The sequence below is a fragment of the Enterococcus sp. 125944 genome (assembly GCF_051909435.1).
GTDB classification, from domain to species: Bacteria; Bacillota; Bacilli; order Lactobacillales; family Enterococcaceae; genus Enterococcus_D; species Enterococcus_D gallinarum.
Genome location: NZ_JBQASY010000003.1, coordinates 57,340 through 81,808 on the forward strand (window position 1 = coordinate 57,340; position 24,469 = coordinate 81,808).

The 24,469-nt window shown below is 39.2% G+C and carries 29 protein-coding genes; 8 read left to right on the plus strand and 21 right to left on the minus strand.

Features of this window, described 5'->3' with window-relative positions; translation table 11 throughout:
• Nucleotides 1–36 precede the first annotated feature (36 nt).
• The 4 genes from ACTFWY_RS03990 to ACTFWY_RS04005 all read left to right on the plus strand — a co-directional run bounded on the left by ACTFWY_RS03990 (nucleotide 37) and on the right by ACTFWY_RS04005 (nucleotide 4,535).
• Entirely contained in the window at nucleotides 37–729 is a 693-nt protein-coding gene (locus tag ACTFWY_RS03990) for a response regulator transcription factor (protein ID WP_103300846.1), read from the plus strand.
• Nucleotides 722–1,705, plus strand: coding sequence for a sensor histidine kinase (locus ACTFWY_RS03995; RefSeq protein ID WP_311828194.1), 984 nt, complete (start codon nucleotides 722–724; stop codon nucleotides 1,703–1,705). Before ACTFWY_RS03990 ends, ACTFWY_RS03995 begins: the two co-directional genes overlap by 8 nt.
• A gap of 94 nt (nucleotides 1,706–1,799) precedes the next feature.
• Nucleotides 1,800–2,558, plus strand: coding sequence for an ABC transporter ATP-binding protein (locus ACTFWY_RS04000; protein ID WP_005473116.1), 759 nt, complete (start codon nucleotides 1,800–1,802; stop codon nucleotides 2,556–2,558).
• 3 nt (nucleotides 2,559–2,561) lie between these two features.
• Nucleotides 2,562–4,535: an ABC transporter permease gene (locus ACTFWY_RS04005; protein ID WP_257602330.1), complete on the plus strand. Its 1,974-nt coding sequence runs from the start codon at nucleotides 2,562–2,564 to the stop codon at nucleotides 4,533–4,535.
• A gap of 201 nt (nucleotides 4,536–4,736) precedes the next feature.
• On the opposite strand, the gene ACTFWY_RS04010 is transcribed toward ACTFWY_RS04005, so the two are convergent.
• From ACTFWY_RS04010 to ACTFWY_RS04050, 9 genes are all read right to left on the minus strand, one after another.
• Entirely contained in the window at nucleotides 4,737–4,988 is a 252-nt protein-coding gene (locus tag ACTFWY_RS04010) for a hypothetical protein (RefSeq protein WP_003126551.1), read from the minus strand.
• A 33-nt stretch (nucleotides 4,989–5,021) separates the two neighbouring features.
• Nucleotides 5,022–5,204 (minus strand): hypothetical protein, encoded by a 183-nt coding sequence (locus ACTFWY_RS04015; RefSeq protein ID WP_252711963.1) that lies wholly within the window; start codon nucleotides 5,202–5,204, stop codon nucleotides 5,022–5,024.
• Nucleotides 5,205–5,291: 87 nt separating this feature from the next.
• Nucleotides 5,292–5,942, minus strand: a complete 651-nt coding sequence (locus ACTFWY_RS04020) for a hypothetical protein (protein ID WP_257602329.1) — start codon at nucleotides 5,940–5,942, stop codon at nucleotides 5,292–5,294.
• 47 nt (nucleotides 5,943–5,989) lie between these two features.
• The gene (locus ACTFWY_RS04025) at nucleotides 5,990–6,772 is read right to left on the minus strand and encodes a hypothetical protein (protein ID WP_103300850.1); all 783 of its coding nucleotides are present in this window, start codon (nucleotides 6,770–6,772) and stop codon (nucleotides 5,990–5,992) included.
• The gene (locus ACTFWY_RS04030) at nucleotides 6,762–7,304 is read right to left on the minus strand and encodes a sigma-70 family RNA polymerase sigma factor (protein ID WP_103300851.1); all 543 of its coding nucleotides are present in this window, start codon (nucleotides 7,302–7,304) and stop codon (nucleotides 6,762–6,764) included. Before ACTFWY_RS04030 ends, ACTFWY_RS04025 begins: the two co-directional genes overlap by 11 nt.
• A 90-nt stretch (nucleotides 7,305–7,394) precedes the next feature.
• Nucleotides 7,395–7,865 (minus strand): HIT family protein, encoded by a 471-nt coding sequence (locus ACTFWY_RS04035; protein WP_208774405.1) that lies wholly within the window; start codon nucleotides 7,863–7,865, stop codon nucleotides 7,395–7,397.
• A gap of 14 nt (nucleotides 7,866–7,879) precedes the next feature.
• A complete protein-coding gene (locus ACTFWY_RS04040) occupies nucleotides 7,880–8,245 on the minus strand; it encodes a hypothetical protein (protein ID WP_103300853.1) in 366 nt (121 codons plus the stop codon).
• Between the two features lie 352 nt (nucleotides 8,246–8,597).
• Nucleotides 8,598–9,077 (minus strand): GNAT family N-acetyltransferase, encoded by a 480-nt coding sequence (locus tag ACTFWY_RS04045; RefSeq protein ID WP_439926591.1) that lies wholly within the window; start codon nucleotides 9,075–9,077, stop codon nucleotides 8,598–8,600.
• Between the two features lie 49 nt (nucleotides 9,078–9,126).
• Entirely contained in the window at nucleotides 9,127–9,492 is a 366-nt protein-coding gene (locus ACTFWY_RS04050) for an HIT family protein (protein ID WP_103300855.1), read from the minus strand.
• A 172-nt stretch (nucleotides 9,493–9,664) separates the two neighbouring features.
• Between ACTFWY_RS04050 and ACTFWY_RS04055 the strand changes: the two genes are divergently transcribed.
• On the plus strand, nucleotides 9,665–10,687 hold the full coding sequence (locus ACTFWY_RS04055) for a Gfo/Idh/MocA family oxidoreductase (RefSeq protein ID WP_003126561.1): 1,023 nt from the start codon (nucleotides 9,665–9,667) through the stop codon (nucleotides 10,685–10,687).
• Nucleotides 10,688–10,769: 82 nt separating this feature from the next.
• Here the strand turns inward: ACTFWY_RS04055 and ACTFWY_RS04060 are convergent, their stop codons facing one another.
• The gene (locus ACTFWY_RS04060) at nucleotides 10,770–11,102 is read right to left on the minus strand and encodes a helix-turn-helix domain-containing protein (protein ID WP_138371894.1); all 333 of its coding nucleotides are present in this window, start codon (nucleotides 11,100–11,102) and stop codon (nucleotides 10,770–10,772) included.
• A gap of 194 nt (nucleotides 11,103–11,296) precedes the next feature.
• Between ACTFWY_RS04060 and ACTFWY_RS04065 the strand changes: the two genes are divergently transcribed.
• On the plus strand, nucleotides 11,297–11,554 hold the full coding sequence (locus ACTFWY_RS04065; protein ID WP_103300856.1) for a LexA family protein: 258 nt from the start codon (nucleotides 11,297–11,299) through the stop codon (nucleotides 11,552–11,554).
• A 52-nt stretch (nucleotides 11,555–11,606) separates the two neighbouring features.
• Here ACTFWY_RS04065 and ACTFWY_RS04070 read toward each other — a convergent pair whose 3' ends face one another.
• Nucleotides 11,607–12,599 (minus strand): DNA/RNA non-specific endonuclease, encoded by a 993-nt coding sequence (locus tag ACTFWY_RS04070; protein ID WP_113849691.1) that lies wholly within the window; start codon nucleotides 12,597–12,599, stop codon nucleotides 11,607–11,609.
• A gap of 693 nt (nucleotides 12,600–13,292) precedes the next feature.
• Between ACTFWY_RS04070 and rsgA the strand changes: the two genes are divergently transcribed.
• A complete protein-coding gene (gene rsgA, locus ACTFWY_RS04075) occupies nucleotides 13,293–14,246 on the plus strand; it encodes a ribosome small subunit-dependent GTPase A (RefSeq protein WP_103300858.1) in 954 nt (317 codons plus the stop codon).
• A gap of 258 nt (nucleotides 14,247–14,504) precedes the next feature.
• On the opposite strand, the gene ACTFWY_RS04080 is transcribed toward rsgA, so the two are convergent.
• The 4 genes from ACTFWY_RS04080 to ACTFWY_RS04095 all read right to left on the minus strand — a co-directional run bounded on the left by ACTFWY_RS04080 (nucleotide 14,505) and on the right by ACTFWY_RS04095 (nucleotide 15,955).
• Nucleotides 14,505–14,855: a DUF2200 domain-containing protein gene (locus tag ACTFWY_RS04080; RefSeq protein ID WP_103300859.1), complete on the minus strand. Its 351-nt coding sequence runs from the start codon at nucleotides 14,853–14,855 to the stop codon at nucleotides 14,505–14,507.
• An 89-nt stretch (nucleotides 14,856–14,944) separates the two neighbouring features.
• Nucleotides 14,945–15,229: a hypothetical protein gene (locus ACTFWY_RS04085; protein ID WP_005473131.1), complete on the minus strand. Its 285-nt coding sequence runs from the start codon at nucleotides 15,227–15,229 to the stop codon at nucleotides 14,945–14,947.
• Nucleotides 15,226–15,504 carry a hypothetical protein gene (locus ACTFWY_RS04090; protein ID WP_311828195.1) on the minus strand — a complete coding sequence of 93 codons (279 nt, stop codon included), beginning with the start codon at nucleotides 15,502–15,504 and terminating at the stop codon, nucleotides 15,226–15,228. The genes ACTFWY_RS04085 and ACTFWY_RS04090 overlap by 4 nt, the downstream gene beginning before the upstream one ends.
• A gap of 88 nt (nucleotides 15,505–15,592) precedes the next feature.
• Nucleotides 15,593–15,955 carry a hypothetical protein gene (locus ACTFWY_RS04095; RefSeq protein WP_029486803.1) on the minus strand — a complete coding sequence of 121 codons (363 nt, stop codon included), beginning with the start codon at nucleotides 15,953–15,955 and terminating at the stop codon, nucleotides 15,593–15,595.
• Between the two features lie 369 nt (nucleotides 15,956–16,324).
• Between ACTFWY_RS04095 and ACTFWY_RS04100 the strand changes: the two genes are divergently transcribed.
• Nucleotides 16,325–16,561, plus strand: coding sequence for a glutaredoxin domain-containing protein (locus tag ACTFWY_RS04100; RefSeq protein WP_103300860.1), 237 nt, complete (start codon nucleotides 16,325–16,327; stop codon nucleotides 16,559–16,561).
• 695 nt (nucleotides 16,562–17,256) lie between these two features.
• Here ACTFWY_RS04100 and ACTFWY_RS04105 read toward each other — a convergent pair.
• The 6 genes from ACTFWY_RS04105 to ACTFWY_RS04130 form a co-directional block, all read right to left on the minus strand.
• Nucleotides 17,257–18,111, minus strand: coding sequence for a sce7725 family protein (locus tag ACTFWY_RS04105; protein WP_103300861.1), 855 nt, complete (start codon nucleotides 18,109–18,111; stop codon nucleotides 17,257–17,259).
• 4 nt (nucleotides 18,112–18,115) lie between these two features.
• Nucleotides 18,116–18,790 carry a hypothetical protein gene (locus ACTFWY_RS04110; RefSeq protein WP_021149701.1) on the minus strand — a complete coding sequence of 225 codons (675 nt, stop codon included), beginning with the start codon at nucleotides 18,788–18,790 and terminating at the stop codon, nucleotides 18,116–18,118.
• Nucleotides 18,791–18,882: 92 nt separating this feature from the next.
• Entirely contained in the window at nucleotides 18,883–20,517 is a 1,635-nt protein-coding gene (locus ACTFWY_RS04115) for a hypothetical protein (protein WP_156247513.1), read from the minus strand.
• A complete protein-coding gene (locus tag ACTFWY_RS04120) occupies nucleotides 20,501–21,220 on the minus strand; it encodes an ABC transporter ATP-binding protein (RefSeq protein WP_311811076.1) in 720 nt (239 codons plus the stop codon). The genes ACTFWY_RS04115 and ACTFWY_RS04120 overlap by 17 nt, the downstream gene beginning before the upstream one ends.
• A gap of 227 nt (nucleotides 21,221–21,447) precedes the next feature.
• Nucleotides 21,448–21,621, minus strand: a complete 174-nt coding sequence (locus tag ACTFWY_RS04125; protein ID WP_175413549.1) for a hypothetical protein — start codon at nucleotides 21,619–21,621, stop codon at nucleotides 21,448–21,450.
• Between the two features lie 572 nt (nucleotides 21,622–22,193).
• On the minus strand, nucleotides 22,194–24,464 hold the full coding sequence (locus ACTFWY_RS04130; RefSeq protein ID WP_311811075.1) for an AAA family ATPase: 2,271 nt from the start codon (nucleotides 24,462–24,464) through the stop codon (nucleotides 22,194–22,196).
• Between the last annotated feature and the right edge of the window lie 5 nt (nucleotides 24,465–24,469).

Below are 24,469 nucleotides of genomic sequence, written 5' to 3' on the forward strand. Positions count from 1 at the left end.
GTGATAGCTTCACCAATTTAGTGATAGGAGAGAATCATGCAAAAAATATACCTTGTAGAAGATGATGCTACGATCGTTTCAGTACTGGCTGATTATTTAAGACAATGGGGATATGAGTGTTATCCCGCCAAAAAATTTGCTGAAATTTTGCAGGAATTTCGTGCGGTAAGTCCCGACTTGGTTCTTTTGGACATTTCTTTGCCTTATTACAACGGGTACCATTGGTGCCAAGAAATTCGTAACATTTCTGAAGTGCCAATCATTTTTCTTTCTTCAATGGATCAACAAATGAATCAAATCATGGCAATGAACATGGGAGCCGATGATTATCTAACAAAACCTTTTGATTTGGCGTTTGTTTTGGCTAAGATCCAAGCACTGTTGCGCCGCAGTTACCAATATACCCATCAACAAGTCCAGACGTTTTCATTAGGAGAAGTCACTTTTCATCCAATAGAAAATTTGCTGAAAAGTAAAACGGAATCTTTGCCGCTGTCGCCAAACGAATCTCGAATCCTTTCCTTACTCTTGCAACAGCAAGGGAAAATCGTTCCCAAAGAAACGATTATTGAAATGCTTTGGAATAGCGAAGAGTTTATTGATAATAATACATTAGCCGTTAACATGACCCGCTTGCGAAAGAAATTAAGTCAAACTGGATTGTCTGATTTGATTCAAACAGTGAAAAACAAAGGCTATTTGATTGAAAAGGAACAAGCCTATGATTAACTTAAAAGAGTATTTTTTGCTTTACGGCAAGTTCTATTTGTTTTTGATTTTGTTTAGTAGCGGTCTTTTAGGCTTGTTCTTTCTCCATGAGCTTCCTTTAGAGCCCTTCATCGATTATGTGATTTTCACAGGAGTGATTTTAGGTATTTTCTCTGTCTGGCAATATATGCGTCATCTACAAAAAAGACGTCAGTTACAAAACTTATTAGCCAAGAAAATGATCACTGAAGCAGCTTTGGCTTTCTTGCCGATTGCGCGAAACAGTATCGAAGAAGAATACCAGCAGCTAATCAAACGACAAGCTAAAGAAAAAACCGCCTCCGAGTATCAAGCAGCCTTGAAGAATGAAGAAATCTACGAAGACTTCGGATTATGGCTGCATCAGATCAAAACACCATTAGCAGCGATGGATTTGTTAGTGCAAAGTGATGGCCTATCGCCCACTGAAGTCAAAGCAGAACTATTTAAAGTGAATGATTATTTGCAAATGATGCTGAATTATTTACGACAAAACTTGAAAAATGATGACTTTGTTTTTGAACCGATTGTGTTAGCACCTCTCATTCACCAAGCAATCAAAAAATATGCCTTGTTTTTTTCAAAAAAAGACTTGCAACTGGATTTGGCTATCGACTTGACCGTTACTTCGGATCGAAAATGGCTGACTTTTATCTTTGAGCAGTTGCTTTTTAATAGCCTGAAGTATACAGAAAAAGGCGGAATCCGGATTTTTACCGAAAACAATTGTCTTTTGATTCAAGACACAGGGATCGGTATTCGTCAAGAAGATTTGCCGCGGGTTTTTGAAAAAGGTTATACAGGACAAAATGGACGCTTTCAGCAGCGTGCTAGCGGATTAGGATTATATTTGAGCCAGCAAGCAGCAGAAAAAATCGGCTGTCAGCTAACGATTGACTCCGAAGTAGGGAAGGGAACTACGGTGACGATCCATTTTCCCACTAAAAATTTTATTTGAACGCAAACTTTCAACACTGTAAGTTTGCGTTTTTTATTGTAAGTCGCTTTTTTCTTCTAAACAGCTTATGCTAAAAAAGAAGGGGGAGAGAACAATGCCACTATTAAACATTCAACAAGTAAAAAAAGTGTATCAAAGTCAGTTGAACGGCCAGCCGGTCGAAGCATTGAAGAATATCACGTTTTCAGTAGAAGAAGGCGAATATGTCGCCATTATGGGAGAATCAGGATCTGGGAAAAGCACCCTACTGAACTTGATGGCCACGTTAGATCAACCGACAGCGGGTGAATTAGCGCTTAATGGTATCGATTTGACGACCATCAAAGAAAAAGACGCTGCAAGTTTTCGCCGAGATCATTTGGGCTTTGTTTTTCAAGATTTCAATTTATTGGATACTTTTTCTGTCAAAGACAATATCTTATTACCATTAGTCTTATCGAAAGTGCCGGTCAAACAAATGGACCAACGACTGCAACCATTAGTGCGAACACTGGGAATTACCGACTTGTTACAACACTATCCCTATGAATTATCCGGCGGCCAGAAACAACGGGTAGCTGTCGCACGCGCGATTATCACAAAGCCGGATCTCTTACTAGCAGATGAACCAACTGGGGCGCTAGATTCAAAAACTTCCGATCAATTGCTGACGTTGTTTCAGCAAATCAATCAGAATGGACAAACGATCATCATGGTTACTCATAGTTCCATTGCTGCAAGCCGCGCGCAACGAGTATTATTCATCAAAGATGGTCACGTCTTCCATCAGCTTTATCGCGGGGAACGAACGAATAGCGCTTTTCTAGAAGCAATCTCGGAAACCATGACAGCTGTCTTTGCAAGGGAGGAGTAAGGAATGTTCTTTCAAAAAATCGCCTTTTCCAATTTGCGAAAAAACACCAAAGCTTATACTCCTTTTTTACTGTCCATGAGTCTTCTAGTTGCAGTGATAATGATGACACAAATCATTGTAAATAATCCAGGGATGAATAAACTGCCAAGCAGTCAAAGTGCTATTTTTATGTTTCGACTAGGAAATATCATTTTAATGGTTTTCGCCGCCATTTTTTCGTTTTACACCAATAACTTTTTGATCAAACAACGAAAAAAAGAATTTGGACTTTACAATGTTCTAGGATTAGGGAAACGAGAAATTGCGTTAGTGGTCTTTTGGGAACTTTTTTATAGCTGCCTCATCAGTCTGGCCGCAGGGCTAGTTGGAGGTCTTTTGTTTGCACGATTGGGGTTCTTGATTTTAAAAAGAATTCTAGAGGTGGGAGAATCCTTCGTCTTTGAACTTTCTGTAGAAAGTATCGGTCTTGTGATCCTTTACTTTTTGATGGTTTATGGCTGCCTTTTTCTATTCAATATGCTGCAAGTCCGGCGAACCAAGCCGATCGAACTGCTGCAAGGTAGTAAGCGCAATGAACAAGAGCCGCGAGCAAAAGGCTTTTTAGCCCTTCTAGGGATCATTTGTTTAGCGGTAGGGTATACGATTTCTGTCACAATCAAGTCGCCCATCAGCGCCTTGGCACTCTTTTTTGTCGCTGTGATTCTTGTGATCATCGCCACGTATCTGTTGTTTATTTCTGGCAGTATTAAAGCGTTGCAGTTTTTAAGAAAGCGATCCACTTATTATTATCAGACGACCCATTTCATCAATATATCAACGATGCTTTATCGAATGAAACAAAATGCAGCAGGTCTAGCAAGTATTTGTATTTTGTCAACAATGGTTTTAGTGACTGTTGCCACAACAGCTAGTCTTTATTTCGGACAGAAGAATGTGGTGGAAACACGATTTCCTTATGACTTTCAGATCGAGTCAGAGGCGAATCTGCAACAATTGAACCAAGCCATCGATAGTCTTGAAAATAAAGTAACGCTCAAAAACCGGAAACAAGTCACTGCTACTAGAGACTTACTTTTTACGGTTGAGGGAAACACACTTACTCCTTCAACAACTTTTGAAGATAACAGCGAGAATTTAGAAAAAGCGGTCTTTCTCACATTTGTTACTAGTACGGAGTACCAAAGAATCACAGGAAAAGAAGGACCAGAAAAAGATGAATTGTTGGTCTTTCCAGAAACTTGGACCCATCAAGCGTTGCCTAAAGAGCTGACGATCGATCATAGTCAGTTCACTCTTCGATCACTAACTGAGCTGCCACCTTTTACTCAAGTGGAGAATCCTGTTCAACAACTTGTGGTGGTAGTCGATGATACTTGGCTTTCTGAGAAATTAACTAGTTGGTATCAGGAAAAAGAATTCCTCATCTATCAACAACCAGTGATCACTACTGTTTTTGACTTCCAAGTGCCTGAAACCAGTGATCGAGAAACAATGGGCAAAGAGATACGAAAGGACCTTCAAGCAGCTGATCCGAATGCACGCATTGAATCAAAAGATCTCTTCCAAGTACAGACCAAAACGTTTACGGGAGGATTCTTTTTCTTAGGGTTGATTTTTGGACTGATCTTTATTTTGGCAGCTACATTAATCATCTATTACAAGCAAGTCTCTGAAGGAATAGAAGATAAAGAACGTTTTGAGATCTTACAGAAAGTTGGCTTAAGTCATAAAGAAGTCAAGCAAGTGATCCAACAACAAGTATTGATGATTTTTTCTTTTCCATTGGTAGCTGCGATCATCCACCTTGCATTCGCGTTTCCGATGATTCGCAAGCTGCTTTTGCTTTTCGGGTTGACCGACCGCAATCTGCTGATCAGTGTGACTGTTGTATCAGTTGCTCTTTTCGCAGTCATTTATCTGTTGGTATACCTTATCACAGCAAAAGTCTATTACCGACTTGTTGAACGAGAGCAATAATTGTTTGTCACTCACTAAGTTAAATTAGTTAAATTGAACAAAAAATACCCAAAGGAATAGAGCCCTCAGTGTTTGCATTACTGCAAAGACCTATCGTCAATGACAACGTCATGACTTGCTCTTTCCTCAGGGTATTTTTTTAAGAAAATTCTCTATGCTAGCTTCTCCGATTCACTTTCGATACGAATAAATGAAAACTAATCACCGAAGCACGAAAGGTAGCATCCAGATGCCATAAAGCAGACAAGCAACCAGAACACTGCCTAAAAAAGAATTTTCTGAATGCCACATAAATGCAAGTTCGATTGCAAAAAGAACGAGAAGAATAGCGACAGCAAGTACCGCAGACTGATCAGTAAACAACAACCAGCCATAAATAAGTATCAGACAGATAAGATAGAGAATGTACCATTTTCTTAACTTTCTTGGTAGATAACGAACATTGCCAATCATCTGATGCTCCTTTCAATAAATCCACTCTCGGAACTATTTGTTTTTCTTGATCGTCATGACTACTAACGGGATCGTTAATGTGATATACCCAATAATAGAGGCCACCAACAAATAAAATGGCATAATTGAAATATTGAATAAGTTGGTCAGTAAAACAGCAACCACCATAGATACGAAATAGCAAATAAACAATTGTACAAAACGTTTGAGATTCATCGATTTTCCTCCACAACAAATTTTTGATTATTCCTGCAATATTGTAGTCAAGCTAAGGTTCTGAAAGTTAGGTTCTTCTGAAGTGATTTAGGGAAGAACTTCCTGCATGACATCCATCTGATCTGCAGGAACGTTGCCAGCATAGTTCGGCGTTGCTAGGGAAAGCCCACCATCATGGTTGTAAAACAAATACATTGTACCATGGTAGTCTTTACGATCTTGGGTTCCACCCAGTATTTTACCGATTGAGATTTGTGTATTCACTTTGACTTCACGAATTTGATTCGTTCCTACACTAAAAACGCGAATTGTTTTTGTGGGAACCGTTGCGATTGTTGCTCGGTAGCGGCTAGTCACGGAATCATCGGGTGTAGAACTTTCAAAAGTAACTTCCTCTTTGCTCTGATCAATAGTAACAGTGTCAGGAACGTTGAATCCTTCAAAAGAAAATGTCAGGACATTGGATTGTTGTGACATATCTACTTGATAGGGATATGCGCTTGCTGTTTCAGGAGTCTTTGGTGACTCCGTCTCTGATACCGATTCACTGGTAGACCCACTAGCAGAAGCCCTCGTAACAGTTTTTGTATCTGAAAGAGAAGATTGCGATGATTCTACGGTTTCGCTAGTCATTTGTTTTTGGCTGCTCGAAGATGTGGTTGCTTCTTCTGGTACGTTTGCAGAACAGCCGCTTAATAGCAAGGATAGCAGCAATGGGACTAGTACCTTTCTTTTCATAAAACGGGTAGACCTTCTCTCGTTAATTTTTGACTATTATAACATAATTATCGGACAAAAAATGATCTCTGATCAACAAACCCAATCAAATCACGATAGTACCAGTCTTTAAAAATCCCGATTCCAAAGACGATCCCCAAGACTAACCCAATAGCTAAAAGAATTAGTAAAAGATTGACGAATATCATCAATCGATAATTGAAATGCCAATTACTGATTATGTAATCTAAGGGATTTTTACGGTGGATTTTTTCAGTGATTGGAATTTTTTTGAGTGCAGGAATCGTGTCATGGAAATGTTGAAACAGTTGATAGTCTTTCTTTGTCAATACATCACTAAAAATATGGCTATCCGATTGAAAATCAAAGTAAGCCCAAAACATGATTTCCTCGTCTTCTGGTTTCTCAAAGCGATTCAGTTTACGCGTCTTCAAAGAAAATGCCGGAATCGAGGAGTAGGGGTAACTGAAATAGGTTTGATCATCTAAAAAGTCGATGATCACAAGAAAAAGGATCCGTTTTTCTGTAAAAACAAATAGACGATTACTCCGAGTATCATTGAACTGTGCGACATATTGCTTTGCTCTTTCTGTACGTGCATAAGACAAACCAGCTATCCCTTGATTACTGATTGCAAGGTTGCCTGAAGTTGAGAGAGGGAGATAGCCTTGAACTGTTTCGTCTTTATCTAAGAGTGATTGAATTTCAGTCATCAATTCTTGAAAAAAGATATATGTTTTGCCATTAGCTAAAAGACGATTTTTTTCATCTTGCGTTACTTCATTTCTGAGACGACGATTTTCTGAATCAACGATCTGTTTAAAATTCATCACGATTCATCCTTTCTTTCCAAATCTTTTTCAACAATTTTCTGCCGCGAGATAAGTGATTATAAATAGCTGTTGTCTGCAAATCCAGTTGTTGCGCGATCTCTTCTGGACTTTCTTGATAAAAATAATATAAAAGAAAAATTTGTTGATCGACTTGGGATAACTCTTCGAGCCAAATCAGAAATTCTTCTTCACTTAACGGGGATTCCGTAATAGCTAGCTCTTGATATTCTTCAATACTTTCTTGTTGAAATGCTTTATTTAACTTACGCTTGCGATCGATTCCGCGACTTCGAGTAATCAGCAAGATCCAAGTGATAAAACTACTTTTCTCAGGATCATAGGCCTCGATTTTTTGCCAGATTTCATAAAATACTTCATTTGCTACATCTGACCATTCACTTTGTTCATGAGGGGCTTGTAAGATTCGATGGATGGTCATAAGAATACTTGACCCGTAGCTATCAATTAGTTGTTCCAAGCCGGTATAATCTTTGTTCTTGATCAAATGAATCATTTGATGATCGTTCATTTTTTCACCTCTTTGTCTATTATACGGACGTCTCAACTGTTTTCTATCAGAGTTGTGAAAAATTCTTTTATCAACAAAAAAAGCTCCTGGTCAAGAGCTCTCATTGATCACCGGAACGGATTCAGTCAAAGAAGTCGTGATTCGCTGACGTATGAGGTGATGTTTCTCTTCATCATAGGTATTCTGCGGACATGTCCAATATGTTGCTGGATATAGCCAAACAGGTTTTGAACGACGCTCTTCGGTCTCCCAAGAATATCGTGGAAAAACGTGTGCATGAAGAAATTGATCCGTGTTGCCAAGAATATCGTAATTGACTCGCAGTGGCGAACAGGCGGCTAAAATGGCATCACCCAGAACACTCATCGAGACGAGAAATTCTTGTCTTTCTTCCAGTGATAAATCATTTAGGCTTCCGACTGATTTTTTAGGTAACAACACACAGTAGCCTGGTAAAAATTGGGTATCGCCAAAAACCGCAAAACCACCCGATAATTCCTTCATTAACATGGGATTTGTTCCATTTTGACAAGCTTTGATCCGATCATTGCGCCAATCCATCGAAATTCGCTCCTTTAACGAATTATTTTATCAGTAAACCAACGAAGTCTAAATCGTTGACAAAAATGATCCCACAAAAATGTACCAAAAAACGCACCCACGAAGTAGAGTGTCCATGAAGCAAGTTCAAAGGGATTTCCAAATAAAAGAGACATGATTCCACCGATAATAAAAAGATAAGTACCAATCAGAATCTTTCGCAAGGTAGAAGGTAACTGGCGAATGAAAAAGGAGAGTAGAATAAATATTAGGAAATTCATTAATTGCAGCACGTCTAACCAAGCGAAATGATGAACGATAACCTGTTTCATAAGATCTGCTCCCATAAAAATCAAAAAGAAAAAAAGCAGTTTTATCCAGGATGGTTGATGTTGTTCCATAAATCCACCTTCTCTTATAGTAATTATCTAGTTTTAAAATACATAATTAATTATAACATAAGATCAGCAACATTATAGAAAGATGATGAAAAGGAACTAGGAAATAAATTGCATAAATAAGGAAAGAAACTGATAAAAGCTAGTTGAGAAAACGAATGAGTGGCTCCAAAAAACGCTTGTATGAGACCTTTTCGTGAAACTCGTTTGAACTTTCTCTCGAAAAGTATCAAGGAAACAAGAAGTGTTTTTTATTTACCAGTTTAATATTATGTAAACAAGATTACCTATGACAGTCGCTCTTTAAGAGACTCTGTCATAGGTAATGGGGAGAAAAGACAATAAGTAATGAGTTTTAGTGGATATGTTTGGTAAGAAATACACGATCCATACCAGTCACAATCGGGCTCGTACGATCTGATAGCTGATAACCGAGTGTTTGATAAAATGAAAGTAGGCGGGTTTCTTGCAAAATCATACTTAGCTGCCATGTCTTAATAGACGAGAATCTAGCTTCGGCTAACTGAATGGCCATTTTACCAATCCCATGATTTTCATTAGCAGGCAAAATACAGATGGGGGCCACTCGAGCTACCAGCGCCGGGGCTTCTGATAGAACGATTCGTACAAAACCTACTGCTGATCCGTCGGCTTGGATCAAATAGAAATAATTATTCTCTCGTTGGTACTTTTTAGAGAAATTCTCATACGTTTCCAGATAAGGGGAGGTTTCTGTATCCTGATAGTGTTCAAACAACTGTTTAAAACTTTCTTTTTGTATCCGATACGCTATCGGTAATGTTTGGTAGGTAACTTTTTCTAACTGAATATCCATTGATCATTCTCTCTTTCATTGTTCAATTGACGACTCGTTAATAACCTTCTTACTTTTTACTGTCATGAAAATCGGGCCAAGCATTGATGCCGTCGCCTTCTTTTCGAGGAATCAAATGGATATGCAGATGATTAACGGATTGTTGGGCAGCAGCGCCATGGGCACTTAAGAAATTGATACCTTCAAAGTTACCAGATTTCACGCAATCTGTTGCTACCTTTTTTGCTGTCTTGGTAACTTGCACCCATATTTCTTCGTCACAAGCAAGAATAGAAGTTACATGTTGTTTCGGTATAACTAAGAGGTGACCGTCTACAGCGGGATTTTTAGGAAGAATCGCCATTGTCCATTGATTTTCATAAATGATTGTTGCAGGAAGCTGTCTGGCTGCGATCTGACAAAAAGGACATCTCATCGTTTTCTCCTTTTTGAATCAATCATAGTCTATTTGTTTCAAAATGATAAGCGCTTTGTTTCATTAGTTAATTAAGGAGACATACAAATCGGCGGCGAGAAGGATTCTTGCTTCCATCTAATCGTTTGTTTGACTATAATGGAACTATCATGAAAAATGGGGGCTTTAAACTATGCTAACAATTGCTTATATTGGCAATGGAAAAAGCACTAATCGCTATCACTTGCCGTTTGCTACTAAATTATCCGACAAAATCCACGTGAAAACAATCTATTCCCGAGTGATTCGCGATACTTGGGCAAAACTTCCTGGAACGACCTACACAACAGATATCAACGATATCTATGATGATCCAGCGATTCAATTAGTCGTTGTGACTACTCCTAACCATCTGCATTTTGAAACTGCCAAGGATGCATTGCTTCACGGAAAGAATGTATTGCTAGAGAAACCTTTTACTGAAACATATGCACAAGCTCAAGAACTTTTTGCTTTGGCTGCAGAAAAAGGACTGTTGATTCAATGTTATCAAAATCGCCGCTACGATTCTGACTTTCTGACTGTCCAAAAAGTTATTGAAAGTGGCGTTCTAGGGGATTTACTTGAAGTAGAAATGCACTATGACTATTATCGCCCCGAAATTCCAGAAAATACACAAGAATTCTCATTAAATAGTAGTTATCTTTATGGACATGCTTGTCATACCATCGATCAAGTGCTGTCTTATTTCGGCGAACCAGAGACATACCATTCAGAAGTTCGCCAACTTTTAGGTCCGAATCGCATGAACGATTATTTCGATCTGGACTTCTTCTATGGCCCTTTAAAGGTATCGATCAAATCAAGCTATTTCCGAATCAAAGAACGACCAAGCTTTGTCGTTTATGGTAAGAAAGGCATGTTTGTCAAACAAACCAAAGATCGCCAAGAAGAGCATTTAAAAATGTTTTATATGCCTGATCATGCGGACTTTGGAATTGATCTTCCTGAACATTATGGCTGTCTGACGTATTATGATGATGAAGGAATCTATCATGAGGAAAAAGTAGTTTCTGAAGTAGGGGACTATAGCCGTGTTTATGCCGGACTGTATGAAGCTATTATTAATGGAAAGCCTAAAACAGTCAAAGACGAAGAAACCCTAGTACAAATGAAGATTCTTGAAGACAGTATCCAAGCAGTTTATCCACGATAATTTCATTTCTGGTAATTCTCGTCAGAGAGCAGGCCAAAAGCCATCTGATTCTATTTTTTTAGAGACAGATGGCTTTTTTCAATTAGCGTTTTCTATTTTTTTGCTTAACAAAAGCGATATATTCTAAGATATCCGTGATTTCTTCCTCGGTCATATCTTTGATTTGATGGGCCACTCGCCGTTGATTTTCGTCATAATCCCATTCATCATATGAAACGGAATCACCAATCAATAAAGGCAATGGGACTGAGAGTGCTTTTGCCAATTTTTTTGCAGTATCCACATGGGGTGTCTTACGCTTACCATTTTCAAAGCGGGAAATTTGCGCTGCACTGACTCCAGATTTCAAAGCCAACTGATTGACGCCGAGCTGTTTTTCTTCTCGGAATTTTTTTAGATTTTCGCCAAAACTCATACCAACGCCTCACTTTTTTCTTCTACTCTTTTCATCATAAAGTCAAAAGAAAACAAATGCGATGAAAAGCCAGCGACTTCTTCAAAAACTGTTGTTCCAAGGGAATTTTTCATTTATAATATTACCTATAGGAAATAAACGCTTAGGTTTTTCAATTGTCCGTTGCTTTTGTCTTCTACCCCCTGGAGGAAAATATGATTAGAAGAGATCGGATCTTATTATTTATTGATGCTTATCAGCAAGAACAGAAACGAGCACCATCTATTCGAGAAATTTGTGCCCATGAAGGAATCAAATCAACTTCTCTCATTCACCGTCATCTACTTCGGATGGAAAATAGAGGCCTAATCACGAGAGAAAAATTTCCAAAATCACGCACATTGCGTTTAACAGAAGCAGGAAATAACTATTTGACAGAGTTACAAAAATCAAGGTACGAGCAAGCGCTATAAGGTTAACGTGTCGAATAGGGATGCTCTCAAAATAAAAAAGCCTATGGCTTTTTTATTTTGGTGCTCGATAACCAGCAGCTTTGGCTTCCGCAATCGTTTTGAACCATTCTTTTGGATTTGTCGTCTGTTCATAGCCTCTCGTACCTGGCAGATGATAAATGCCATTTTTTGACCCTTTGATCAGACCATTTCCCTTCGCATCTACATATTCTTTTTCATCTTCAGCAACATTCGATGTAGTATTTTTTGCCGAAGTGCTAGTCGCATCCGATGCTTCTTCAGAAAGCACACTTGTCCCATCTTGGTAATGGATCGTCACACCATCTTGAATATTGAATATATAAATATTGAAGCGGATCGTATTATCGCCAATCGATTGGGCTTGCATTTGAACGCCTCGTGCCACTAATTCATCACCGCGGTAAATAGGAGTCACCGAATAACGAACATAATGGCTGGGATCTTGTTCTAAATAGTATTTGATATCCATTTCATAGCGTAACATTTCGGGATTATTCAACTGTTGTGTACCTGTGATCAGATTTTTCCAGTTGGCATTTTCTCCCGCCAGAGCAAAGCCGATCAAATGAGTTCGATTATAAAGATAACCTTTTTTCAGCTTTTTATTGTGCCAGCCTGTAGGCGTGACACTAGAGATATCCCCGCGTTTTTCAGTAGGCATCAGGGATTGATTCAACATAGCTTCCGCAGAAGTGGCTCGATTTAAGTGATCGAGATCACCATATTTTTCCCATGCACCATTTTTTGTAGAGAGGGTATCTTGTGAGAAGGAGGGGACATTGTTGTTGATAGTAATGGTTTGTGTCCCTTGATACGTCAATGCAGCGAGATTATTTGCTGACTGGGTTTCTTTTGTATGCGAATCTGATGCTTTAGAAGACTCCGACTGTTTCACCTGTATAGTAGATGAGTGTCCAGGTGATGAAGTGGGGTTCGGGTCTTTTTGGGTTTGCGTGTACAAGCTGATACCAAGTACAGCAGCAATCAAAAGACCACTGATTGTACCAAGAAGTTTCTTTGCCATGATTTTCTCCTAACATATGGTTTGCTCCTTTGTAAAATCGCGAGCGTAAGATGTGGTTGCGAGTTTCAATAAAGGAGGAAAAAATAAATATTCTGCTGCTATCATACCATTTTTTAAATAACAGTTGAAAAGAAAAAAACTTTTTTTACCAAATATTTCTTATATGAATAAATAGAAAAGAGAATATTATATAACGAATCATTCACAAAAGAACTAAGATTATTCACTAATGGGTAAAGGAGAATGGTCAAAAGTTAATGAACATAGGGAAGATAGGGCAAGAATGGGGATCTCAGAAGAAGATAGGAAGGAACAACGATAATAGTAGAACAGTGATACAAGGGGAGGCTTATTGCTTAATGAGCGAGGAGCTATCTTGAAAAAATCGTAGAGGATGAAGAGAGTTTAAAGGGGACTGTCTATCGTGTGAGTTTCAGCTTTTTCGTTTTAGTGGTTTTGAAGCCATTGACAGGGGATATTCAACGCTCCATAGCACTTCTTGCGGCTAATCATTATTGAGCCATAAAAGAAAAGCTAGTCTGACAATCGCAAGAAATGCTATACTAGGGATACATCAATCGATGAATTTACTCACGAAAGGGGAAATGTCATATGAATACTTATAATGGACGTCAAGATCATGGAGGTTTCCCTTTATAGAGTGGCACCTCCAAACATAAATGGAGGGAATTCATGGAAAATCAAGGAATTGTTATCTTTCAAGCGAAAGATCTGGCAAAAGTATTCTTGTCTTCAGGAGAAGAACGTTATGCCCGTGTCTCCGGAAAGTTTCGCCAGCAAGCAACAGCATTGAAAGACTATCCGATCGTAGGCGATCGGGTAATGGGGCATTGTTATGATCAAAATCAATTTTTGATTGATACCGTCTTGCCGCGAAAAAGTTTTTTACAGCGGAAAGTAGCTGGAAATCGACCAGACGAACAAGGAATCGCTGCTAATGTGACGACTGTCTTTCTTACAACAAGCGCCAATGAAGAGTTTAATCTCGCTCGCTTGGAGCGGTTCGTTACGATTGTTTGGAACAGTGGAGCCAATCCAGTCATTGTATTAACAAAAATCGATCAGATGGACACAACAGAAACAGAAGCAATCATCAACCAGCTGAAGCTGACATTCGCTTTGCCGGTTTTAGCTACCACCATCTACAAAGATGAGCGGACGCAATTCGAACCATTTTTGACGCCAGAAAGCGTGGTAGCCTTTATTGGTTCTTCAGGGGTTGGTAAATCTTCTTTACTCAATCAATTACTAGGAGACGAACGGCAGACAACCAAAGCCATTCGTGAAGAAGATGGGCGTGGTCGTCACACTACCACGAGTAGACAGCTGTTCCGCTTGCCAAATGGGGCAATGGTCATCGATACTCCTGGCATGAGAGAAATCAGTTTGGAGACGGTTGCTGCTTCTTCATTAGATCGGCATTACCAGATGATTGAACTTTTAGCAGAAAAATGCCGCTTCAAAAATTGTCGTCATGAATCAGAGCCAAATTGTGCAGTCAAAGAAGCGTTAGCTTCTGGAGAACTCTCGCAAGATCTATTTAACCGTTACCGTAAAATGGAGAAAGAATTGGCCTATTTGAGACACAAAGAACACCTGCAAGCACGTAAAAAAAGAGAAAGATAGCAATACTAAAAGCGCTGTGACCTGAATGCTGTATACATTTTGACTCGTTTTCCTAGTCACATTAAGAAAGGGAGGTACCAAAATGGGATTCCTGCAAAAGAGCCACAGCGCTTTTTTTAGACTGAATTTAAATAAAAAAATCCGTCGGACATGAATGCCCAACGGATTGAAGCAAACGATTTGCCCCTGCCAAGGTAGTCTCATTATACGTAATGGACCAATGAAACGCAATAATTATAGAATAGGACCACTTAAAAACTAACCTCGCAAAATTTTTTCAATTGTTTTTCCTCTGGCTAATTCATCAATCAATTTATCCAAGTATCGAATTTCTTGCATTAAAGGTTCCTTGATCTCTTCTACACGAACGCCGCAGATAACTCCTTTGATCATTTTTCTTTTCGGATTCAAGTCAGGCGCCTCTGCGAAGAAACGTTCCATTGAAACTTCTTCTGCTAATTGTCGGGACAGACCTTCTTTCGAATAACCAGTTAACCAAAAAATAATCTGATCCACTTCATCTCGGGTACGATTTTTGCGCTCCGCCTTCTGCACATAGAGGGGATAGACACTTGCAAAAGACATGGTGTATATGCGCGGATTTCCCATTTTTTACCTCCGTTGAAAATGTTTTCTTGATCTATAGTATACCATGAATAAAAAGAAGAATGATTGGTTAGTATCTCACAGAAAAAAGATCAGAGAATGATCTGTCGATCTTCTTCACGAAACCCATAGACCTTTTGTCGTTCTTCACCGTCCCAATAGAGCAAAGGCAAGTTTTTGTGCAACATTAAACTCGTGTAAAGTTCTTTGATGGATAGTGGGGGACGATTAGGTTCAAAAAATAAAATCAAGTTCCCAGAAGCATCTTGTGCAATCGTCGTGAAAGGGACCAAGGTTTCCTTACGGCTTAAGTAAATTCCCTGATACTCTTGTTGTGTCGTTGTCGTTAATGCTGTCAGCAAATCCCGCGCTCTCATAAAAGAACCGCCTTTCCTCGTTGTTGAGACAATTGTTCGATGTCCATCATAATTTTCGTTTTCCCCCGAACAGCATATTTACGGACAATAAATTGCTTGCGCGCATTCCACTCGCCAACAGCCACCAAAGACATGCCTTCCGTGACATCTGCTAAAAAAGATAAGCTATGGCGATTGATCAAACAATTCGTCGTTCCTACTGTAAAACGGACGAGGGGAGAAGAAGTAAACGTCAGCAATCGAATCTTTGTCACTGTTCCTTTAATCGTTTGCATAGGGGAAACCTCCTTTAAAAAAAATAGATTTGCACATTCCGTAAAAAACTTTCCGATTGTACGCTTGTCGTGGCTCATCGCCTACGATTCATTCATCCAGTGCGAACCATTTCGTCTCTTCGAAAAAGGAAATATGCCGGATCTCATCGTAATGTACTTTACGTCCATCAATATAAATACCTAAAGAATCGTAGCTTTGGATCATGCCGACCACGTCAGGAGGGTAGAGACCGTCTTCATTGACTTCTTCACATTGGATCGCTACTGCTCGACTTTTGATCCTAGCTAAAGTCAACACTTCATTGATCTCTTCGCTAGTCATGGCTGGCTTTGCAGGCCACACAAAGTGACGCTGGCGCTCATCCTGTCCGACTTCTGTTGTATGTTCCGATAGAAAGAATCCCTGCCATTTTAATTTTTTTCGATCTTCGTAGGGTTGGAGCATGCCCATAAGAATCACCTCTCACCACTATAATACAAACATTCGTTCGCATTTGTAAAGCGAACAGTTCTTTAAATTTTGCCGCAAAAATAGAGAAGAGTGAGGGCGATCTTAAACTCAAACAGGACAGGGATGGATGGATACACTTTTTTAATGACTTTTATCAGCAAAATCTTTTTCCCTCAACTCACATCAGGTCAGTAGTAAACCAACACGATAAAAAAACGCGTATCATAACAATATAAAAAAATAAAACAAAACAATCTATTTTATTTATATGTTGATAAGTAAAGATTATTGAATTAAACAAGAATTAAATTTACAATAAAAATAACGTACAAACCAATAAAAATAAAAAGGATGGAGAAATAATATTATATGATAACGCTTTATTGCAAAACTAATTGTATTCAATGCAAAAAGACAAAATTATTTTTAGACGCTCATCGAATCCCATATATCGAAAAGAACATTGAAGAAAAAGAAGAATTTCGCGAAGAAGTGAAACTATACGGATTCCAGTCCGTACCAGTTTTAATCCCTAATGCCTCAACTGGTTTGAACCCGTGGTTTGGCTTTCGCCCAGATGAATTAAGAAAACTCAAACAGAAATGATCGTCGCAGCCGCCAGACACAACCACAGAAATGCATTTTATAACATCTGATACCTGATAAACTTATAAACGAAACATACACAGCAACAGCAACAATTTTATGAAATCAAACAAATGAGTCACTTAGTAACAAACGAAAGATCTTAATGACGAGACCCAATCAAATGAAATCGATGTATTAAACTAGTGATCAGTGACAATACACCAAGACAATACATCAATTAGCAGCCAAATAAACACCAATGACAGGAAAATTGGCGAATCGTTGTTGATTTCAATATTCATAAGGGGAAAAAGACAGCGAGAGAGGGTCAAAATGCAAAAATCAAAAACATTTTGAACCGTCTTTTTCCAAATACAACTTTGTATAATATATATTATGTAAACTAAAATAAGTAATTTTTAAAGTTCTGAAAAAATCTGGTGAATTTACTTCTCCTCCCTCTGATTGAGCTGTATTTTTCCTTAAAAACAGCGATTTTTCTTAAAGTGAACCATTTTGAGTAAAAATTGTACAGTTGGCTTCCTAAAACAAATTTTAGCGTGCTTCAGCTGCTTATTAGGATTTTTGATGCATGACTGATTGGTGATTTCAGTGATGATTGAACTGCAACCAAAATCTATGATTGTAGCTGCAGTTAGATTTCAGCTCCTGAGAGAAACTTTTCTTTATATGACTGATGACATAACTAACAATCATGTAAAATGATAACGGCTGATTAATTCCAAGTGGTTCATGACAGCAGCTTTCCGCAAAACACCCATACCTGGAAACTTATCCTTTTTGTATGCTTCAAGTAATAACTCTAAGCCTGATGTTTGAGTTGGATAGATTTCTTCATGTTGCAAAACTTGTGACATGAGCTGTAGAAACTTTTCTTTTTGAGTTTCTAATGATTCGTCCGAAACAAAATGAGTGATTCGCAACTTTTGCTGCTGATCAACAAATAGCCAGTGTAAAACAATTGTTTTAGAGGGATAACTATGTGCATAATAGATTTTGCTGTCGATAGAAAAATCACTATAGCCGGAAAATCCTTGCTGCTCGTAGTGTTGATAAACGGTTGGTAGCACTTCTTCTGGTACTTCCTGATAGAAGCTGTTTCTAGGAAGTCTAGTAAAAAAATCATGCATGAGAATCTTTGGTCCCTGGATTTTTTTCAATAAACGGAATTCTTGTCCAACTAAGATCGGTGTCTGATTTTTACTCCAGTCACTGGCCAACGCTGGAGCAGATTCATGAACAACCCAAAGGTCCGGCTGACAGTCAATGGTTTCAATTGGCTGATCGATGATATAAGCTTTAGCGTTAGGCAGTGTTTGTAATAAACGACTTCCTTCTTCCGTCAGAAAGTCCCCCGCCTGTGGATTGACGATAACAAAAAAAGGATGCGCTTTTTTCTGAAACAGCTCGACTGTATCCCAAAAAGTCTTGGATTGCCGGATAGGCTCAATGACGGGTTGAACTTCTAAAGACAGCTGTTCCATTTCTAATAGACTTTTTAATGCCAACAAGTCAAATTGTTTGCCGCGAAAATATGGATAATACATAGTGCTACTCCTTTTCTTGTGTCAAAAAACGCTGCTCCAATTCGAAATAAGCTTCTCGCGTTGCAGCCAGTTCTTCTTTTAGCGCTTCAATAGCTTGTAGCTGCGTATCTTCAATAAAACGGTCGTAGTAATTGACCCCGCCGCCAAATAAATCGTATTCTGGTTCCCTTTTCTTTAGTTCTTTGTACAATCGTTCCGTCGAGAAAACGCGCAAACCTCGTGCTGTTTGCTTGGCCTTCCCCACTTCTCGTGCTTGTGCAGAGATCAAACGATACAACAATGCGTTTTCGTTGACGAGTAAAGATTGCCGCTGCGGTTTTTTCTCGACACTAAAATAACCAGGGCTCCCCTTTTCTTGATCAGCAAATGCATGGTAAACCAATACACCGATGGCAGCAGGAATCTCTTCCTTGACCTTTACATATAATGCATGCGGCAAAACAAAATAATTATAATGCCCAATAAATGACAGCTTCGCTTTTGAACGAAAATCCGCCAGGCTGACTTTTAATTCATAACAGCGCCATTCAAACAAATTTTCTGGTGTTAAGCGACAACTTAGAGTATCAACGATTCCTTGATCATCCGGCATGATTACCTCTTCGATGACGATATCACTGTTTTCGCGACAGTAATAATAAAGGGCTTCTTCCATTTCAAGAGTCAACGTAGTTTTCATCTGACTAGACCCTCCTATTCACAACTTTCTCTCATTATAAAACATATGTTCGCATTTGTGAATAGGTTTTATAATGCAGTCCTGATTCTCTCCTATTCTTTGATTTTAAAGGTCTTCGGCGCGAAGCGAATGATTAGTACATATCCGACAAAAACATAGAGTAATAAGACCATTGAGACAACGATCGAGTAAGCAAATCCAGAAACATGCAGGCGCAGGTTGATATAGCTGATCCAATACAATACTCCACTGACAAATTTGTAGACCGGATTGACCACTCTCATGTCCCCAGTAAAAGGTTGTAGCAAGTAATAGATAAATAATTCATGAAATGAGAACAATGCTGTCAAACTCGTCAATAATAAAAATAAGACCCCAATGAAATACCAGCTAGCTTGCAATCCATTTAGCAAGTCCCATAATAAGAAGCCGCCAAAAATACTTCCCGCAAAGACTCCGTTGTAAAACATTGATTTGATAAAACGGTAATTAAACCCACTGAGGATCGTTTCTTTCTCCCGATAAAAAGGATAGTAAAGCATGGAGATGTCACAGTTAACAAAAACCATTTGGACGATTGCTTTTCCCAATGAACCAAAATACATGACTAAAAATAGCGCTGGCAGTAGTGCTGTCAGATCCTCTTCATTAGGATATGGAACAATCTTCAAAAAGGATAATAAAATCAATCCTAAAAATAGAATAGACACAATACCGACACGGTTCAGCAATTTTTTGCGCAACAGTTTACGGTATCTTTGAAAGAGCAATCCGTTGAGGTATTCTGATCCTTGCAAATGAGTGAGTGGCTTCTCCTGATCCAAAGAAAGTTTTTTCTGCATTTCAATCCCTTCATTGAGATATTGACTTGAATCTGAACTGATGGTTTCTAGCACACTAAATTGCTGATAGCTTTTTTCAACAGAATAAAGGAAAAAATCATTTTCTTGTGTAAAGTGTTTTAGGTAGTAAAAACAGCCAGTGCCGGCAATCAGAAAGAACGCCAAAAGTCCCAACCCGAATGTCATAGTTGGAATAATCTGTTGAAGCAATAAGCCGTAGAGCGACGCTAAAGTCAACATAGATATGGCTAGTCGCCAACCGATGCGCCAGCCACTGCCCCATTGCTTTTGGAATCCCCAGCGAATTAGACTGGCAGCTGCCACACAAGCAAAGCCAGCACCAAAGATACCAACGAGAGTCAGCCAACTATTGCCAGCAAAAAAGCTGTACAACAAAAATGCTGGTAGATAATAAATAATGGATTGGATCGTCTTAAAGAAAAGATTCATTCGCAAATACTGTCGTTTTGACACCATAAAGTAATCCGTGAATTCAATCGCTTTTTGATCTAATGTAAATGAGAACAAAGAAAAAAAATTGCTGGCTAGTGCAACGACCACTAGCCAAGTATAAAAACCAGCAATCATTATTTGTTCTTCAAACTGATCAAAAGAGCCAAATAAATTCTCCCAACCATGAAAAGCAACCAAGGCAATTGCATAATAAAAAAGCAGCCAAATAATTTTTGTGAAAAATGGCAAGATCAAGCGCAAGCTAAATAATACAGTAAAAAGCATTTTTTTGAGACCGTATTGCCCATAAAGATCATGGGGCAGATGTTTTCCAATCAAAGGAATTTTGGTCAAAAAATAGAGAAATCCATTCGCTTTCGTTGAAAAAATCGTCTCTTCATAAAGCCAATAAAGTTTAATCCATTGCAGCATCGGGCTCCCCCTCCGTCAGCAAAGTAACGATTTCTTTCTCAAAATCTGGTTCATGAATGTGAGAAGGATCAATCCCGGTCAATTGATGATTATTTAGTAGGACCACTTCATCACATAAATCTTGTGCAAGCTGTAAAATATGAGTGGAAAACAGTATGATCGAATCCTCTTTTGCTGATCGGATCATTTGTTTGATTTCATGGGCAGCTACAACATCGAAAGAGGTCAATGGTTCATCAAACAACATGATTGGTGGCTGCACCATCAAAGAAAGAAGCATTTGTACTTTGTTTTTCATGCCATGGGAATAATCTTTCATTAAACGATACTGCTCTTCTGAAGAAATTCCTACAGACATTAAAAATTCTTCTGGAGAAAGCGACTGTTTGATGCGCTCACGATTGACATCCATAAAAAAGCGCAAAAACTCAATCGCCGTCATAAAACCTGGCAGATGCGGTTGCGTGAATGTAAATCCGACATCTGTATTTTCATAGGTTCGTTGATTGTCGTCTTCAACTAAATAAATACTCCCGCTATCAACGGTCATATTCCGAGCGATACATTGGAATAACGTCGTTTTCCCTGCCCCATTGCGCCCTAAAATACCATAGATTTTTCCGGTTTCAAATTGATAACTTGCCTGATCAAAAATTTGTTTCTTGTCAAAGCTTTTGGAAATAGCATTGATCTCTAAAAACAAAAAAACACCCCTTCTCTTTAAAAACAAAGATTATTAACTAGAGATCCCGCTTGCAAGGTTTTCTAAGTGAAACGATTTACGTTGGTAGCCGTCATCATCTTAGCAAGCAAGTGCAAACGAGACTCGTTCATTTTTTTCTCATCGATAGAACATTATCCTTTCACATCAACTTACTTCATGGCGATTGACGATTTCAGGCAACCGGCTCCTGTAGCCAAGCCAACAGCCTAGGACCACTGCAAACCAATTAGTAAATGCCCTGCCCAAGGTATCACTGAAGAACCGCTATTCAGTAATCCAGCAGGCAACTGATAAAACTGGCTAAAATCATGAAAGGCTCGTTCGAAAACAATCCCACCTAATGAATCGCCAACCAAAAAAGTCAAACCAATCCCGTTCAAGGAAAAAAGAGTCTCCTCGATAACCATCAAATGAAGCGATTGTCCTACTAAAAAATCGGATCGTTACGGATTTTTCCCCTTGGGAAAAAAGGAATTGTTTGTCACATGAACGACTATATAGGAAAAAGATAACTGCCATGCCGATCCATAGAATACCGACCACCCCTAGGAAAATAAGGAGTAAAAAGAGCCAACTTTGAAAAGAACTGTCTTGTGAAGTCTGTTTTAAACGCCGTTCAAGAGCATACCAACGAAAAAAAGAATGTCCACTTTTCACAAAAAAATAAGAGCGAACTCACAAATGTAAATAGTTCATAACTCATCCACAATGTTCTTCTTCGAATGTTCTTCTTCGAATGAAATAAGCTCCTGCAGTAGAGAAAGGATAGATATAACGCCAATTCAAAGTCATTGTTGTTCCTCCTTTGTGATCAGTTTAGCATACGAAGCTGAAATTGAAAACGTTCGTTTAATTTAGTTTACATATTCTTTTTATAAGAAACAAATAACATCCGCCTCCCACTTCTATGCAAGACGGATGTTATTTAAAAAGCAGCCGAATGCATCGTAATTTAGAAATAACGGCTGATCAGTGTTAGTAATTGTTTGGGAAATTCTTTAAGATTGCTGATATCGATATATCTTTCCGCGCCATAGATTTCTTTGATGACGTCTTTGTCTTGTCCGATGGCAGCGGACAAAAAGATGATTTCCTGGCGTTCATACTCTTTGATGACTGCTTGAATATCCGCTTTCGCCTTATTGCCCGTATAATCTGGCATCGCCTTTGGCTGACCATCACTAATCGTCAATAGTAATTTTGTCGTAGCAGATTGTTGGGAAAGTTTTTCAGCTAGTACCCGCAGCACTGCCCCATCACGATTGTTTTGTCGGGGTTGAAGAGACATCAGCTTTGCCGGCACATAATCAAAAGGTTCAGCAAATTCCTTATAAGAATAGAGAGAAGTCTTCTCTCGTACAGACAAATCGGCTGTGTCGCCATAAATCATCAGCGGGAGATCTAGGCGCTGTGCAAACGCACTCACTGCGAGTGCAGCTTGTTGTGCAGCGGTGATCCGTCCCTCCCGTACCATGGACCCTGATTCATCGATTCGTAAAGCGATCGCTAATGAAGGCTGTTCATGAGGAGGATTTTTCTTATCAAATGTTCGAAAGTCGCCATAAGCAACACGACTTGCATCAAAGCGTGTCCCGCTATATTTTCCTTTGCCATAAGAAGAAGCTGCTTCATTTTCTAATAATTCAAGCAACTGTTTTGTTATTGTTTCAACCACCGGCAACAACGGTGCTAGAAGTTGTTGGGCTTTCTGAGAAGCATTTTCTTGGAGTTTTGGCCGATGCACAATCAATCCTTCTTTCGCATGGATAGATTGTTTTAGCGCTTGCCGCGCTTCTTGATTTGCTTGTTTTCTTACTTCTTTATCCAATTGCCTGAATTCTTCGATCGAAAGATGCTGACTGGAAGGTTCTTGAGCAGATTGTTCACTTCCTTCCTTTGTGTGTCCCTCATCAGACGAATGTTGGCTCTCTAAAGAGTCTCCATCTATAGTGTCTTGAGGCACCGCTTCCTGATCATCTTGGTTTGTTTCCTGTGTATCTAGTACCTCAGGTGTCTCCAGTGTCTCTGCTGTTTCTTCAGTACTAGCTGCTGTCCCCATCTGCAAGGATGCTTCTTCAATATTTCGCGCATCCGCCTCTTCAGCAGATACGATGCGTCCTTGTATTGGTTGTCGATGACTCATTTTCTGTCCTTGATACAAACGTCTTAGCTCTAAGAGCAATTCTGATTGATCGAGGGCTTCTTGCAGCAGGCGCAATTCGTCTGGATCTGTCGTTAACTTGTATAAGACTTTGACCGCTAACGTATTTAAAGGTGATTGCCCATTTTTAACCGTATTCAGCCAATAAAAATAAGATCGCATACCAGCCACACCCTTGATGGCATTTGCTCGTGCAGAAGTATCGAGAAGTCGAATAATCTCTGCCATTTTGCTAGCGATCGCTTGATCTTGAAAGCCGGTTTTAGCAAGTCCCCGTGCGACCATCACAGATAGTTCAGGAAGGTCCATTTTTTCCGCATGTTGCATCCGATCTCTAAGAGATTCATTCAATGGACGATTGCCCTGATAGTTCCGATTTGTCGTGATAATGACGACACAATCCGGATGGCGCCTGACAACGCCAGTTGGCAGATTCAGCAGCCCATTTTGCTCCAATGCAGAGTTGAGAGCGACGAGTACCGAGGCATCCCGGATGACTGTTGGTTCTTGGATTTCTAATAGATACCCTTTTTCCATCGCACGAACGATTTCCGAAGGATAAAATTTATAATGAACGACATCGGTCGTATCTGTTTCTTCAGTTCGTCGAATCAAGTCTGCTAATTTTTCTCGGGCACCTTCACTGGTGAGCGAATAGTGATCCGCAATCACTTGAATGACCTGATCTAAGCTATCACTCAAATAGATCGCTTCTAACAATTCACTGTCTTCTTCTTGATCCGCTGCTACGATCGGCAACAATGCACCAAAAACATCTGATTTATCCATATCAGCAAAACAGGTGATTTTGGTATAAGGCAATTGAAGATCATAGGAGAGAGCTTTGGCTAATTGCGTTTTTCCAGAGCCAGCATCTCCTTCCAATAAAACATTGAAAATCTTCATCTCTGGATCCTGCCAGTTTAGCTTGATTTCTTGAGCGATCCGCAGTTCTTCTTGACTTGTCTGATGACTCGCTGGTTTTTGCCAAATCATTTGCTGTTCTAACTTGCTGAACTGTCGACCTTCTGTCAAAGTAAAAGGGGTACGATTGATCCCCATGTAGA

Coding starts and splice junctions, on each gene's coding strand:
- ACTFWY_RS03990 (WP_103300846.1), top strand. CDS start 37: ATGCAAAAAATATACCTTGTAGAAGATGATGCTACGATCGTTTCAGTA.
- ACTFWY_RS03995 (WP_311828194.1), top strand. CDS start 722: ATGATTAACTTAAAAGAGTATTTTTTGCTTTACGGCAAGTTCTATTTG.
- ACTFWY_RS04000 (WP_005473116.1), top strand. CDS start 1,800: ATGCCACTATTAAACATTCAACAAGTAAAAAAAGTGTATCAAAGTCAG.
- ACTFWY_RS04005 (WP_257602330.1), top strand. CDS start 2,562: ATGTTCTTTCAAAAAATCGCCTTTTCCAATTTGCGAAAAAACACCAAA.
- ACTFWY_RS04010 (WP_003126551.1), bottom strand. CDS start 4,988: ATGATTGGCAATGTTCGTTATCTACCAAGAAAGTTAAGAAAATGGTAC.
- ACTFWY_RS04015 (WP_252711963.1), bottom strand. CDS start 5,204: ATGAATCTCAAACGTTTTGTACAATTGTTTATTTGCTATTTCGTATCT.
- ACTFWY_RS04020 (WP_257602329.1), bottom strand. CDS start 5,942: ATGAAAAGAAAGGTACTAGTCCCATTGCTGCTATCCTTGCTATTAAGC.
- ACTFWY_RS04025 (WP_103300850.1), bottom strand. CDS start 6,772: ATGAATTTTAAACAGATCGTTGATTCAGAAAATCGTCGTCTCAGAAAT.
- ACTFWY_RS04030 (WP_103300851.1), bottom strand. CDS start 7,304: ATGAACGATCATCAAATGATTCATTTGATCAAGAACAAAGATTATACC.
- ACTFWY_RS04035 (WP_208774405.1), bottom strand. CDS start 7,865: ATGGATTGGCGCAATGATCGGATCAAAGCTTGTCAAAATGGAACAAAT.
- ACTFWY_RS04040 (WP_103300853.1), bottom strand. CDS start 8,245: ATGGAACAACATCAACCATCCTGGATAAAACTGCTTTTTTTCTTTTTG.
- ACTFWY_RS04045 (WP_439926591.1), bottom strand. CDS start 9,077: ATGGATATTCAGTTAGAAAAAGTTACCTACCAAACATTACCGATAGCG.
- ACTFWY_RS04050 (WP_103300855.1), bottom strand. CDS start 9,492: ATGAGATGTCCTTTTTGTCAGATCGCAGCCAGACAGCTTCCTGCAACA.
- ACTFWY_RS04055 (WP_003126561.1), top strand. CDS start 9,665: ATGCTAACAATTGCTTATATTGGCAATGGAAAAAGCACTAATCGCTAT.
- ACTFWY_RS04060 (WP_138371894.1), bottom strand. CDS start 11,102: ATGAGTTTTGGCGAAAATCTAAAAAAATTCCGAGAAGAAAAACAGCTC.
- ACTFWY_RS04065 (WP_103300856.1), top strand. CDS start 11,297: ATGATTAGAAGAGATCGGATCTTATTATTTATTGATGCTTATCAGCAA.
- ACTFWY_RS04070 (WP_113849691.1), bottom strand. CDS start 12,599: ATGGCAAAGAAACTTCTTGGTACAATCAGTGGTCTTTTGATTGCTGCT.
- rsgA (WP_103300858.1), top strand. CDS start 13,293: ATGGAAAATCAAGGAATTGTTATCTTTCAAGCGAAAGATCTGGCAAAA.
- ACTFWY_RS04080 (WP_103300859.1), bottom strand. CDS start 14,855: ATGGGAAATCCGCGCATATACACCATGTCTTTTGCAAGTGTCTATCCC.
- ACTFWY_RS04085 (WP_005473131.1), bottom strand. CDS start 15,229: ATGAGAGCGCGGGATTTGCTGACAGCATTAACGACAACGACACAACAA.
- ACTFWY_RS04090 (WP_311828195.1), bottom strand. CDS start 15,504: ATGCAAACGATTAAAGGAACAGTGACAAAGATTCGATTGCTGACGTTT.
- ACTFWY_RS04095 (WP_029486803.1), bottom strand. CDS start 15,955: ATGGGCATGCTCCAACCCTACGAAGATCGAAAAAAATTAAAATGGCAG.
- ACTFWY_RS04100 (WP_103300860.1), top strand. CDS start 16,325: ATGATAACGCTTTATTGCAAAACTAATTGTATTCAATGCAAAAAGACA.
- ACTFWY_RS04105 (WP_103300861.1), bottom strand. CDS start 18,111: ATGTATTATCCATATTTTCGCGGCAAACAATTTGACTTGTTGGCATTA.
- ACTFWY_RS04110 (WP_021149701.1), bottom strand. CDS start 18,790: ATGAAAACTACGTTGACTCTTGAAATGGAAGAAGCCCTTTATTATTAC.
- ACTFWY_RS04115 (WP_156247513.1), bottom strand. CDS start 20,517: ATGCTGCAATGGATTAAACTTTATTGGCTTTATGAAGAGACGATTTTT.
- ACTFWY_RS04130 (WP_311811075.1), bottom strand. CDS start 24,464: ATGGGGATCAATCGTACCCCTTTTACTTTGACAGAAGGTCGACAGTTC.